Here is a 12,885-nt window from a genome sequence, read left to right on the forward strand (position 1 = left end):
CGGCCGCCGCGCGCCGACGCGGCGTGACGGCGGTTCAAGTTTTCGGCCCTTTGTCGGGTTCGGCTAGGCTCAGCCGTCCTTGGTCCGCCAAAGGAACCGAAAAATGCTCTACGCCATCCTGTGCTACCACCAAGAGGACGTCGTCTGCTCCTGGAGCAAGGAGGAGGACGACGCCGTCATGCAGAAGCTCGCCGTCATCCAGGAGCGGCTCGCCCGCGAGGGCCGGCTCGGGCCGGTGGCGCGCCTGATGCCGACCACGGCGGCGACCACGCTGCGCAAGGACCGCGAGCCGCCGCTGGTCATCGACGGCCCGTTCGCCGAGACCAAGGAACAGCTTCTCGGCTTCTACATCGTCGACTGCGGCTCGCTCGACGAGGCGCTGGCCATCGCCAAGGAGCTCGGCCAGGCCAATCCGGGCGGCTCCTACGAGCTGCGGCCGGTGGCGCTGTTCAACCCCGCCGGTGCGCCGGCCACACCCGCATCCGCGGGCGCATGATGGATGTCGACTGGATCGGCGCCACCCTGACGGCGGCGCGCCCGCAGGCGCTCGCCGCGCTCTTGCGCGCGTTCCGGGATCTCGACATGGCCGAGGAGGCCCTGCAGGAGGCGTGCCTCCGTGCTCTCAGGACGTGGCCCCAAAATGGTCCGCCGCGCGACGCCGCCGCCTGGCTCATCATGGTCGGCCGCAATGTGGCGATCGACACGGTGCGGCGCCGGCGCCGCGAGGCACCACTGCCCGACGAGGAGGTCTTGTCCGAGCGCGACGACGCCGAGTCGGCGCTCGCCGAGGAGCTCGACGAGAGCCACTATCGCGACGACATCTTGAGGCTGCTGTTCGTCTGCTGCCATCCCGATCTGCCGGATGCCCAGCAGATCGCGCTGGCGCTGCGCATCGTCTCGGGTCTCTCGGTCAAGGAGATCGCCCGCGCGTTCCTGGTCGGCGAAAGCGCCATGGAGCAGCGCCTCACCCGCGCCAAGCGCAAGGTGGCGAGCGCCGACGTGCCGTTCGAGGCGCCGAGCCCGCCGGAGCGCGCCGCCCGCGTCGCCACCGTGATGGCGGCGATCTATCTCGTGTTCAACGAAGGCTATGCGGCGAGCGGCGGCGACGCCCATCTGCGCCTGCCGCTGTGCGAGGAGGCGATCCGGCTCGCCCGCCTGCTGCTGCGGCTGTTCCCGACCGAGCCGGAGATCATGGGGCTTTCGGCGCTGCTGCTGCTCCAGCATTCGCGCGCCGCGGCACGACTCGACGCCGACGGCGACATCGTGCTGCTCGACGACCAGGACCGCGGCCGCTGGGACGGCCGGCTGATCGCCGAGGGGCTGGCGCTGCTCGACAAGGCAATGCGGCACCGCCAGCCGGGCCCTTATCAGCTCCAGGCGGCCATCGCGGCCCTGCATGCGCGTGCCAAAAAGCCCGAGGACACCGACTGGGCCCAGATCGAGCTTCTGTACGGCGCGCTCGAACGGCTGTCGCCCTCGCCCGTGGTGACGCTCAACCGCGCCGTCGCGGTGTGGAAGCAGCGGGGTCCGGCCGCCGCGCTCGCTCTCATCGCACCATTGCGTGAAACACTCTCGGGCTATTTCTATTTCCACGGCCTCGAAGGCGCGCTGTTGGACAAGCTCGGCCGCACCGGCGAGGCCAAGGTGGCGCTCGACCGCGCCATCGCGCTCGCCCATTCGCCCGCCGAGGCGGCGCATATCCGCCGCCAGATCGACCGGCTGACGGCGCCGGGACCAGGCGCCGAGGTGGCCGCGCGCACCGCTGCGGCCGATGCCCCCGCCGCCTCCGATACCACTCGCTGAAAATTTTCCGAGTCACTGTCGGAGCCACCGCTGCCCGTCCGTCTTCAGGACGATCGAGGCAAGGAGGAACCCCATGCTCGAAGGCATCATCATCACGGCGGCCGTGCTGGCAGGCGTCATGGTCGTGGTCGCGGCCTTTGCTTCGACCAGGCCTGATCACTTCAAGATCGCGCGCTCGACCACCATCGCGGCGCCATCGGCCGCCATCTATCCACTGATCGCCGACCTGCACCGCTTCAACACTTGGAATCCTTTCGCCCTGAAGGATCCGTACGCCAAGGGCCATTACGAGGGTCCCCCGAACGGCGTCGGCGCCGGCTACGTGTTCGACGGCTCCAAGTCCGGCACCGGACGCATCGATGTGGTCGACACGAAACCCGATGCCGCCGTAATCATGCGCCTCCTGATGACCAGGCCGATGGCAGCCGACAACCGCATCGCCTTCACGCTGGAGCCGCAGGGCGACGCGACGCGCATCGCGACACGCGTCACCTGGGCCATGGAAGGCGCGGTGCCATTCGTCGGCAAGCTGGTGTCGCTGGTGCTCGACTGCGAGACGATGGTCGGACCGGACTTCGAGGCCGGCCTCGCCTCGCTCAAGGCGCTCGCCGAAGGGTCCGCGCCCCTCGGCCCGGGCCGGACCGCGGGCGGAACGTGATGCCGCGCGTCATCTTCACCCAGAACATCCAGCGCCACGTCGCCTGCCCGGAGACCATGGTCGCCGGCAGCACGGTGCGCGAGGCGCTGGAGGCGGTGTTTTCAGAAAACCCGCAGGCGCGCGGCTATGTGCTCGACGACCAGGGCGCACTGCGCCGCCACATGGCCGTGTTCGTCGACGGCATTTTGGTGCGCGACCGCACGACATTGGCCGAGCCGGTGGCGCCGGCCAGCACCATCCATGTTTTCCAGGCACTCTCCGGAGGATGACATGAGCGACACGCTGCTCGTCTCGACCCGCAAGGGGCTGTTCACGGTTCTGCGCGACGGCACCCGGTGGGACATCGCCAAGGCCGACTTCCTCGGCGACAACGTCACGCTGACCGTGATGGACCCGCGCGACGGCCGGCGCTACGCCGCGCTCGACCACGGCCATTTCGGCGTCAAGCTGCACCGCTCGACGGCGACCGGCTGGGAGGAGATCGCGACGCCGGCCTATCCGGAGAAACCGGCCGGCCTCGAGGAGAACGACATGTGGGGCCGGCCGCTGCCGTGGAGCACGGTGCGGATCTGGGCGCTCACGCCGGGCGGCACCGAGGAGCCCGGCACCATCTGGTGCGGCACGCTGCCGGGTGGCCTGTTCAAATCGACCGACCACGGCGAGAGCTGGTCGCTCGTGCGCGCGCTGTGGGACCATCCCAAGCGGCCGCAGTGGATGGGCGGCGGTGCCGATCTCCCGGGCCTGCATTCGGTCTGCGTCGATCCGCGCAACTCGCGCCATGTCAGCATCGCCGTGTCGACCGGCGGCGTGTGGCACACCGCCGACGGCGGCGAGACCTGGAGCCAGCGCGGCGAGGGCATGCGGGCCGACCACGTGCCGCCCGAGCTGACGCACGATCCGATCGCCCAGGACGTCCACTGTCTCGTCCAGTGCCAGGCCGCGCCGGAGCGCATGTGGGTGCAGCACCACAACGGCATCTTCGTCTCCTCCGACGCCGGCCGCAGCTTCACGGAGATTCCGTCCGCCGGCCCGTCGACCTTCGGGTTTCCGGTCGCCGTGCATCCGGAGGAGCCCGACACGGCGTGGTTCGTGCCGGAGATCAAGGACGAGAAGCGCATCCCCTGCGACGGCCGGCTGGTGGTCACCCGCACGCGCGATGGCGGCAAGAGCTTCGAGGTGCTGACCCGTGGCCTGCCGGATCGCCACGCCTACGACGTCGTCTACCGCCACGCGCTGGCGCTCGACCCGGCCGGCGAGCGCCTCGCCTTCGGCTCCACCACGGGCGGCCTGTGGGTGAGCGAGAACCAGGGCGACGCCTGGACCTGCGTCACCCACACGCTGCCGCCCGTCTACGCGGTGCGGTTCGGCTGACCCCAGGTCAGCCCCGGCACGCAGAGCAGCCTTCGTGGTTCCCTCCCCCCTTGTGGGGGAGCGACAGGGAGGGGGGTGAGCCGCGCGCGCTTTCGGTTGGGGCTACCCCCCTCCCCAACTCTCCCCCACAAGGGGGGGAGGGAGAGTCGGCGCCGCGGCTCCCACCTTTTGCCTCCCTCCGCCTCGCGGCCCTTGCCTGACACCGCCCCTTCCCGCCGCCGCTTTCGGCTGTGCTAAGATGCCGTCGAACAACGCGGCACCAGCCCGGGGACAGGCACAGATGACGATGCAGGATCCGGAGCGGCGGCCGATTCAGTACGGGGACGGCATGCCGCAGCGATCGACCATGGACCTCAACCGGCTGCTCGGCGGCTCGCCCGGCGCCGTCTTGGTGCGGCTGGTCCTTCTGTCGGTCCTGGTCGGCGTCATCCTGTCGGCCATCGGCCTCGATCCGCTGAACATCTGGCACAGCATCGAGCGGCTGATCCGCAGCGTCTGGGACATGGGCTTCGACGCCGTGCTGTGGCTGTGGCGGTATTTCCTGCTCGGCGCCGTGCTGGTGATCCCGATCTGGCTGATCGTGCGCCTCACCAAGGGCGGCCGCTGAGCCGCCCGGCGGCCGACCTGCCCTGACCCGTCCCGGCTAGCCTCGATCCCCCCGCCGACCCGGCTGGGAGCGGAGTGCGATCCGCTTGGCATTTCCAGGCTAAAATTCCTATACTGGCGCGACTCGCTCGTCACGGCTCCGGCGCTTCGCAGGAGGTCCCATGCTGACCCATGCCCAAATCTGGACGGCGCTCGACCGGCTCGCCGCGCGTGCGAAGCTGTCGGCGTCCGGGCTCGCCAAGCGGGCCGGCCTCGACCCGACCACCTTCAACAAGTCGAAGCGCATCACGCCGGACGGGCGGGCCCGCTGGCCGTCGACCGAGTCGGTAGCCAAATCGCTGGCGGCGACCAACACCACCATCGACGAGTTCGTCCGGCTGATCACCGAGGACGGCGCCCCGTCCGAGCAGGCCGTGCCGCTGATCGGCTTCGCCGAGGCCGGCACCGGCGGCTATTTCGACGACGGCGGCTTTCCGGTCGGCAAGGGCTGGGACGAGATCGCCTTCCCGGCGGTCGGCGACGAGCACGCCTATGCGCTGGAGATCTCCGGCGAGTCGATGCAGCCGGCCTACCGGGACGGCACCGTGATCATCGTGTCGCCGTCGGCGCCGATCCGGCGCGGCGACCGCGTCGTGGTGAAGACCCGCGAGGGCGAGGTGCTGGCCAAGGAGCTGCGCCGCAAGACGGCGAGGACGCTCGAGCTGCGCTCGCTCAATCCCGAGCACGAGGACCGCGTGCTCGCCGCCGAGGAGGTTCTGTGGGTCGCCCGCATCGTCTGGGCGAGCCAATAGGCGGCGCGGTGCCGACCGGGCCGGCTCTTGCGACGCGCGGCCGTCACACGGTAAGAGCGAATCGTCGGCATCGTGTCGGCCCGAGTCGGACGGCGGCGTACTCCGCGCCGCAGCGACGGACGGCCGCACCAACCCCCGGAGGCTCCATGAAGCTCGATCGGCGTCATACGCTCAAGGCCCTGGCGGGCCTCGCGCTCTGCCCGCTGTGCGGTCCCGCGGCTTTCGCGGCCGATGCGCACCATTGGGGCTACGAGGGGGAGGCCGGCCCGTCGCACTGGGGCGACATGGACGCCGCCAGCAAGGTCTGCACGCTCGGCTCGCAGCAGTCGCCGATCGACATCGACCGCACGATCCGGGCCGAGCTGGCGCCGCTCGACATCAAGTGGGGCCGTGACGCCGCCGCCACCATCGTCAACAACGGCCACACCATCCAGGTGAACGCGGCGCCCGGCTCGACGCTGTCGCTCGGCGGCGACACCTACAAGCTGCTGCAGTTCCACTTCCACCGGCCGAGCGAGCACACGGTCGACGGCAAGAGCTTCCCGATGGAGGTGCACTTCGTCCACCAGAACGCCGCCGGCGGCCTCGCCGTGGTCGGCGTGCTGATGAAGACGGGCGCCGCCAACGCCGCCTTCGCCAAGGTGATCGCGACGATGCCGCAGAAGGAGGGCCCGCCGGTGCCGGCCGATGCGGCGATCGACCCCGGCGCCTTCATCCCGAAGGGCCGCAGCTACTATCGCTACACCGGCTCGCTGACCACGCCGCCCTGCTCCGAGACGGTCGAGTGGCTGTTGATGGCCGAGCCGGTCGAGGTCGCCGAGTCCGACGTCTCCGGCTTCGCCAAGCTCTACGCCATGAACGCTCGCCCGGTGCAGAAGGCCAACCGCCGCTTCATCCTGCGCTCGGGGTGACTCTCCGGTCGTTCCGGGGCGCCGCGAAGCGGCGAGCCCGGAACCCATAACCCCTGTCTTTCGAGAAAATTGGACGCCGGGAGTATGGATTCCGGGCTCGCGGGCTTTCAACCCGCGCCCCGGAATGACGAACTCCGGAAGGCCCTTCCCCCGGCGGAGCGTTCTCCGCTGGCTTGCCTCATACGCGTTCCGGCTGATTAGTTCGGCTGCTGCCCCCCACCCCCGACCCCTCCCCACCACGAGCTTCGCTCGCGGGAGGAGGGGAGAAGACGGCGCTGCGGCTCCCCTCCCCCCGCGAAGCGGCGGGGAGGGGTCGGGGGTGGGGGGAAGCCCCGGGCGCTGACGTCAGTGGTTCTGGTTCCGAGCTGATCGCCCGGACCCCGTATCACTGCGCCGGCGGACCGGCCCGGCACGAGGTGTATCCCCAGGTCGGGATGTCGCATCGCGAGCACCCGGCGAGGCCGAGCCCGAGGGCGACGACCATCCCGGCAAACAACACGGCACGCATACAGACGTACTCCCGCACGCTCGATCCGTGTCCCCCAAGGCGATCCTAGACAGGCGGACGCGGCGGCCGCCACCGCGTTTACGTTTCGTTAACAATCGTTCGCTGGAGGTGTGGCGAATTTGCTACGGCGAAGCGGGCGCGCCACTCACCCGCCCCACACCAGCACGATTCCGCGCCACAGATAGACGACGCCGATCGCCATGATGATGATCCGGGTCCAGCGGCGAAACCCGTGGTCGGTCATCCGCTCCAGCACCAGCACGGCGAGCGACGTGCCGCCGATGCTCAAGAGCAGCGCCGGCGGGATCGCCCACACGGGCTCGATGGTGGCGGCGCCGGCGAACGAGGCAAAGTAGGTCGCCCGCAGCATGTGGCTGAAGGTCTGGGTGACGGCCTTGGTGGCGACCGTGGTCTTGCGGTCGATCATGCTCTTCTGGAAGAACATGTCGAGAAACAGCCCGCCGACGCCGGAGAGGAACTGCACCACCGTGGTCAAGAGGCCGGCCACGAACGGCATGCCGCGCCACTCGATGTTGGGCCGCGCGTCCCGGGGCAAAAGCTCGATGGCGAAGGGCAGGATGCCGAGCGTCAGATAGACGGTCGCCTTGTCGGGAATGAAGGCGATCAGCCGCATGATGGCGAAGGCTGCGAGCGACCCCACCGCATAGGACCGGAAGATCGACCAGCGCACGTGCTTGCGCCACATCACGGCGCGCCAGCCGTTGGCCGCGAACTGGATGATCGAGAACAGCACCATGGCGGTGGCGACGTCGTACTCGACCAGCAGCACGCCGAGCAGGATCATGCCGCCCGCCATCCCGAAAATGCCGGAGATGAAGGACGACACCACGATGGTGACGGCGATCAGCGCATAGGCGGCGAGGGTCATGCGGAGTTCATGGCGGGCCACCATCTCCCGTCGTTCCGGGGCGCCGCGCAGCGGCGAGCCCGGAACCCATAATCCCGGTCTGTGAGTATGGATTCCGGGCTCGCGGGCCTTTGGCCCGCGCCCCGGAATGACCGGGACTGCTCGTCGGAGTTCTCCTCACGCGCTTCTGGCGAGCGCGCCGTCGATCATCTCGACCGTGTTCTTCAGGCCGTAGATCGCCGCGAAGGAGCCGAAGCGCGGGCCTTTCTCCTGGCCGAGCAGCACCTGATAGAGCAGGTTGAACCAGTCGAGCGAGACGCCCGGCTTGCCGTCCTTGCCTTTCTTCTTCTCGTCCAGGAAGGGCGGCCGCCGGCCGACCTCGTAGATGACCTCCTGGATCGCCTCGGCGGACGACTCCTCGGGGAGCTGCGACAAGGCCTCGCGGAGATCCATGAGCGCGGCGCGCTCGGCGTCGGTCGGCTCGCGGAATTTTTTGGTCGGCAGCACGAAGTCGCGAAAATAGTGGATCGCATACTCGACCTGCTGCTGCAGCTTGGGATGCGACTGCGGCGTCACGCCCGGCCAGTAGCGGCCGATGAAACCCCACAGCGTCTCGGCGCTCTCGGCGTTCGACGCCGAGACGAGGTTCAGCAGCATCGAGAACGTGATCGGCAGCTCGGGCGCGGGCGGATGGCCGGCATGGATGTGCCACACCGGATTGGTCAGCCGCTGCTTGGCGTCCTGGCGCTGATAGCCGTCCAGGAACTGCGCATACTCGTCGACATGGCGCGGGATGACGTCGAAGTAGAGCCGCTTGGCCGACTTCGGCTCGCGATACATGAACAGCGACAGGCTTTCCGGGCTGGCATAGCGCAGCCACTCGTCGATGGTGAGCCCGTTGCCCTTGGACTTGGAGATCTTCTGGCCCTGCTCGTCGAGGAAGAGCTCGTAGTTGAAGCCCTCGGGCGGCGCGCCGCCGAGCGTCTTGCAGATCTCGCCGGAGAGCTTCACCGAGTCGATCAGATCCTTGCCGGCCATCTCGTAGTCGACGCCGAGCGCGACCCAGCGCATCGCCCAGTCGGGCTTCCACTGCAGCTTGCAGGCGCCGCCCGTCACCGGCACGGTGACGCGCTCGCCGGTCTCCTGGTCGTCATAGGAGATCGTGCCTGCGTCGACGTTCCGGTCGACGATCGCCACCTGCAGCACCACGCCGGTGCGCGGGCAGACCGGCAGGAACGGCGAGTAGGAGGCGGCGCGCTCCTCGCGCAGGCTCGGCAGCATCACGGCCATCACGGCGTCGAAGCGCTCGAGCACGCGCAGCAGCGCCGTATCGAAGCGGCCCGACGTGTAGCACTCGGTCGAGGACAGGAACTCGTACTCGAAGCCGAAGGTGTCGAGGAAAGCGCGCAGGCGGGCGTTGTTGTGCGCCCCGAAGCTGTCGTGGGTACCGAACGGGTCGGGCACCCGGGTCAGCGGCTTGCCCAGATGGGCGCCGACCAGATCCTTGTTGGGGATGTTGTCGGGCACCTTGCGCAGCCCGTCCATGTCGTCCGAGAAGGCGATCAGGCGGGTCTTGATCTTGTCCTCGGTCAGCACCCGGAAGGCATGCCGCACCATGGTTGTGCGCGCCACCTCGCCGAACGTGCCGATATGCGGCAGGCCGGACGGCCCGTAGCCGGTCTCGAAGATCACCTCGTCCTTGGGCGTCCTCTTCAGCCGGGCGACGATCTTCCTGGCCTCCTCGAACGGCCAGGCCGAGGAGCTTTCGGCGAGCGCCCGCAGGGCGGCGGGATCCAGGGCGGCAGCGGCATCGGACATCGGCGGTCTCCGGGAGACGCGGATGCGCGCGGCGCCCATGGCGCCGCGGCAGAAGACCCGCGTCCGCCTCGTCTAAGGATCGTGACGCGCGGGGTCAAATGCTTCGGCCCGCGCCGGCGCGCGGTCCGGCCCGCCGTCAGAACGGGTTGACGGGAAAGTATTTCAGCCAGAGGTCGGCGAACTTGCCCTTCTCCCACAGCCGGAACAGGGCCCAGTTGATGGCGAGGCGGAGCTGGTCGTTGCCCTTCTTCACCGCGATGCCGACGCCCTCGCCGAAATAGCGGCTCTCGACGAAGGGGCCGCCGACGAAGCGGCAGCAGCCGGCCGCCTCGGTGCCGTTGAGCCAGAAGGCGAGGCCGTAGCCGTCGCCGAACAGGAGGTCGACCTCGCCCTTCACCAGGGCGGCGCGCGCCTCCTCGGGCGTCGGGAAGGGCTTCAGCTCGGCCTCGGTGAACAAGGCGCGCAGATAGGCCTCGTGCGCCGTGCCGGCGACCACCGCGACCTTCTTGCCCTCGACCCGCTCGGGCAGCACCGAATCGATCGCGGCGCTGCGCTTGGCGGCGAAGCGCGCAACCGGCCGGTAATACGGATCGCTGAAATCGACCTTCTTGCGGGTGTCGAACGAGACCGCCATCGAGGCGATGGCGGCGTCGCCGCGGTTCTCGGCGAGCGATTCGACCAGGGTGTCGAAGCGCCGCATCTGCACCGTGCAGGCGACCTTGAGCTCGTCGCAGATCGCCCGGGCGAGGTCGACATTGAAGCCGGCCGGGTTGCCGTCCGGCCCCGCATAGTTGAACGGCGGATAATCCACCTCGCTCATGAAGCGGATCAGGGTGAGGCGAAGGTCCGGCCGCTCCGGCCGCCGGCGCGGATCCCAGAAGCCGGGGATCGGCACGCCCGGCGATGCCGCCTGGGCGTGGACCGGCGCCGGTGCAAGAGCACCCTGCCCCGCCACCATCGCCACGCCGGTCAGGATCGTTCCTGCAATCACAGCGAGCTTTTTGGCAAGCGCGCTCGTCACGATTCGCAACCTGGAGCTGCTTGGGCTAGTCTGTCTGGGCATCGGGCCGTCCGGGTCTGGGGCGCCGCGCCCTTATAGACGAAGTCGCCGGCCGAGGCAGCGCCGTTGTGTCAGAGCCGCGTGTCGGGGGAGCGATGGGGAATCGCGGCGAGCGTCCACGCGTGCGGGACGCGCTTGCGGACCCGGCGGGCGCCGTCAGCCCGTGTCCGGAGCTCGACTGCGTGCGCGACCGGCTGCCGCCGGTCGTTCTCGCCTTCGCCGAGCAGCGCGCCCGAAGCCTCGGCGTCACGGCCGACCGGGTGCTGGTCGCGGCCGGGCTGCTGACCGACGACGACTATGGCCGGGCCTTTGCCAGGAAGCTCGGCCTGCCGTTCGAGCCGATCGACTGGCGCCCGCGCAGCGCCTGCCCGCTCGCCGACGACCGGCTGATCGAAGCCGTTGCCGCCGGCATGGTGCCGATCGACGACGCGCGCGAAAGCGCCGTCGTGGTGGTGCCGCAGGGTGCGGCGGCACGGCGCCTCGCCGAGCTCGCCGGCACGCCGGCGCAGCCGCCGAATCTTCGCCTCACCACGGGTGAGCGGTTACGCCGCTTCGTGCAGCGCGGCGCCGGGGCGGCGCTCGGCACGCGCGCCGCCTTCGCGCTGGTGCACGAGCGGCCGGCCTTCTCGGCGGCGCCGAAAAGACCCCGGTCCGTCTGGCCAGTTCTGGCGCTTGCTGCCGGGGCGGTGCCGGTCCTCGCCTGGCCCGGCGTCGCGACGGCGCTCGGTATCGCGCTGGCGGCGCTGTTCCTGGCCTGGACGGCGTTGCGGATCGCCGCCGTCGCGATGCCGCCGGGCTCGCCGGTGCGCCTCGCACGGCTCCAGGACGGCGCGCTGCCGCTCTACACCATCGTGGTCGCGCTCTATCGCGAGGCCGCGACGGTGCCGCAGCTCGTCAGGGCCCTCGACGCACTCGACTACCCGCCCGAAAAACTGCAGATCGTTCTGGTCCTGGAGGCCGACGACGCCGCGACGCGCGAGGCCCTGGAGGCGCAGCGGCTGGGGCCGCCCTACGAGATCCTGATCGCTCCCGACATCGGCCCGCGCACCAAGCCGAAGGCCCTCAACGCGGCCCTGCCGTTCGCCCGCGGCCATCTGCTCGCGGTGTTCGACGCCGAGGACCGCCCCGAGTCCGACCAGCTCCGCCGCGCCGTCGCCGCCTTCGCGGCCGGCGGCGACCGGCTCGCCTGCGTGCAGGCGCGCCTCACCATCGACAACACCCGCGACGGTGTTCTGACCGCGCTGTTCACGGCCGAATATGCCGGGCTGTTCGACGTGTTCCTGCCCGTTCTGGCGCGGCTGCGGCTGCCGCTGCCGCTCGGCGGCTCGTCCAATCACTTCCGCACGACGGCCCTGCGGGCGGTCGGTGGCTGGGATGCGTTCAACCTCACCGAGGATGCCGATCTCGGCATGCGGCTCGCCCGCCACGGTTTTGGCACCGACGTGATCGCCTCGACCACGCACGAGGAGGCGCCGGCGCGGCTGACACCGTGGCTGCGTCAGCGCACCCGCTGGTTCCAGGGCTGGATCCAGACCTGGCTGGTGCACATGCGCGCGCCGCGCCGCACGCTGCGCGAGCTCGGGCCGGCCGGCTTCGTCACGCTGCAGCTCGTCGTCGGCGGCACCGTGCTGGCCGCGCTGGTGCACCCGCTGTTCGCCGCCGTGCTGATCGCCAAGCTCGCGACCGCCGGCTGGCCGCGCTTGTCCGACGGCGCCGAGGCGGCGCTGGTGACGCTGTTCGGCGGCACATGTGTCGCCGGCTATGCAGCCTCGGTGCTGCTCGGGCTGGTGGGCCTGGCGCGGCGGCGGCTCTTGTCGGTCGCCCCGGTGCTGCTGCTGATGCCGCTGCACTGGCTGCTGCTCGCCGCAGCCGCGTGGCGGGCGCTGATCAAGCTGTTCCGCGATCCCTATCGCTGGGACAAGACCGAGCACGGGCTGGCGAGGACGTCGCGCACGACGACGTGGCGTCAGCGCGACGCCGGCTCCGGTATGCGAGGCGTGCGCAGCGGCTTGAAGAAGCCCGAGGTCGAGCCGGCGATCAGCCAATAGGCGAGGCCGGCCGCGAGCCCGGCCGCGATCAGTGTCTTGGGCTCGGAAAAAGCGCGAAGACCGCCGTCGCCGCTGGCCGAGAGCGACCAGCCGATCCAGGCGGAAAGGCCGCCATTGGCGGCATGAAAGATCCACGAGCGGATGGCGAAAACCTCGGCGATCAGCACGCCGATCGCGGCCGCCGCCAGCGTGTACAGCATGGTGGTCGACAGCGCCACGAACAGCTCGGGCCCGGCCGCGACCAGCGCCATCATGTAGTCGCCCTGCCGCTCCGGATCGGCGGTCGCCAGCGCCTGGATGGCGCCCCAGTGGGCCGCCACCACGACGGCAATCGCCACCGCAACGGCGACCATGCCGCCGAGCGGCACGAGGAGCAGGCGAAGCAGCAGGCGGCCGACGTGATCCATGCGGCGGTTATACACGACCGGGTGCGGAGCGCACGG

General features: G+C 70.1%; 13 protein-coding genes. 9 read left to right on the plus strand and 4 right to left on the minus strand.

Going from position 1 to position 12,885, the window contains the following annotated elements:
* Positions 1–103: 103 nt before the first annotated feature.
* The 8 genes from HXX10_RS09665 to HXX10_RS09700 all read left to right on the plus strand — a co-directional run bounded on the left by HXX10_RS09665 (position 104) and on the right by HXX10_RS09700 (position 6,140).
* Positions 104–496 carry a YciI family protein gene (locus HXX10_RS09665; protein WP_296521966.1) on the plus strand — a complete coding sequence of 131 codons (393 nt, stop codon included), beginning with the start codon at positions 104–106 and terminating at the stop codon, positions 494–496.
* Positions 493–1,803 carry an RNA polymerase sigma factor gene (locus tag HXX10_RS09670; protein ID WP_296521967.1) on the plus strand — a complete coding sequence of 437 codons (1,311 nt, stop codon included), beginning with the start codon at positions 493–495 and terminating at the stop codon, positions 1,801–1,803. Before HXX10_RS09665 ends, HXX10_RS09670 begins: the two co-directional genes overlap by 4 nt.
* A gap of 73 nt (positions 1,804–1,876) precedes the next feature.
* Positions 1,877–2,461 (plus strand): SRPBCC family protein, encoded by a 585-nt coding sequence (locus HXX10_RS09675; protein WP_296521968.1) that lies wholly within the window; start codon positions 1,877–1,879, stop codon positions 2,459–2,461.
* Positions 2,461–2,730, plus strand: a complete 270-nt coding sequence (locus HXX10_RS09680) for a MoaD/ThiS family protein (RefSeq protein WP_296521969.1) — start codon at positions 2,461–2,463, stop codon at positions 2,728–2,730. Before HXX10_RS09675 ends, HXX10_RS09680 begins: the two co-directional genes overlap by 1 nt.
* Position 2,731: 1 nt before the next feature.
* On the plus strand, positions 2,732–3,832 hold the full coding sequence (locus tag HXX10_RS09685) for a sialidase family protein (protein WP_296521970.1): 1,101 nt from the start codon (positions 2,732–2,734) through the stop codon (positions 3,830–3,832).
* A 328-nt stretch (positions 3,833–4,160) separates the two neighbouring features.
* The gene (locus HXX10_RS09690; RefSeq protein WP_296522054.1) at positions 4,161–4,439 is read left to right on the plus strand and encodes a DUF6460 domain-containing protein; all 279 of its coding nucleotides are present in this window, start codon (positions 4,161–4,163) and stop codon (positions 4,437–4,439) included.
* 160 nt (positions 4,440–4,599) lie between these two features.
* Positions 4,600–5,229 carry a helix-turn-helix transcriptional regulator gene (locus HXX10_RS09695; RefSeq protein WP_296521971.1) on the plus strand — a complete coding sequence of 210 codons (630 nt, stop codon included), beginning with the start codon at positions 4,600–4,602 and terminating at the stop codon, positions 5,227–5,229.
* Between the two features lie 146 nt (positions 5,230–5,375).
* Entirely contained in the window at positions 5,376–6,140 is a 765-nt protein-coding gene (locus HXX10_RS09700; protein WP_296521972.1) for a carbonic anhydrase, read from the plus strand.
* A gap of 653 nt (positions 6,141–6,793) precedes the next feature.
* On the opposite strand, the gene HXX10_RS09705 is transcribed toward HXX10_RS09700, so the two are convergent.
* From HXX10_RS09705 to HXX10_RS09715, 3 genes are all read right to left on the minus strand, one after another.
* Positions 6,794–7,561: a TSUP family transporter gene (locus HXX10_RS09705; protein WP_296521973.1), complete on the minus strand. Its 768-nt coding sequence runs from the start codon at positions 7,559–7,561 to the stop codon at positions 6,794–6,796.
* 132 nt (positions 7,562–7,693) lie between these two features.
* The gene (locus tag HXX10_RS09710) at positions 7,694–9,334 is read right to left on the minus strand and encodes a lysine--tRNA ligase (RefSeq protein WP_296521974.1); all 1,641 of its coding nucleotides are present in this window, start codon (positions 9,332–9,334) and stop codon (positions 7,694–7,696) included.
* Positions 9,335–9,470: 136 nt separating this feature from the next.
* Positions 9,471–10,397, minus strand: a complete 927-nt coding sequence (locus tag HXX10_RS09715) for a transporter substrate-binding domain-containing protein (protein WP_296521975.1) — start codon at positions 10,395–10,397, stop codon at positions 9,471–9,473.
* A gap of 119 nt (positions 10,398–10,516) precedes the next feature.
* Here HXX10_RS09715 and HXX10_RS09720 point away from each other — a divergent pair, with 119 nt between their 5' ends.
* Entirely contained in the window at positions 10,517–12,442 is a 1,926-nt protein-coding gene (locus HXX10_RS09720) for a glycosyltransferase (protein WP_296521976.1), read from the plus strand.
* Here HXX10_RS09720 and HXX10_RS09725 read toward each other — a convergent pair.
* Positions 12,361–12,849 (minus strand): hypothetical protein, encoded by a 489-nt coding sequence (locus HXX10_RS09725; protein WP_296521977.1) that lies wholly within the window; start codon positions 12,847–12,849, stop codon positions 12,361–12,363. The genes HXX10_RS09720 and HXX10_RS09725 overlap by 82 nt on opposite strands.
* Between the last annotated feature and the right edge of the window lie 36 nt (positions 12,850–12,885).

This window comes from Rhodoplanes sp., from assembly GCF_013377085.1.
In the GTDB taxonomy this organism is placed as follows: Bacteria; Pseudomonadota; Alphaproteobacteria; order Rhizobiales; family Xanthobacteraceae; genus Rhodoplanes.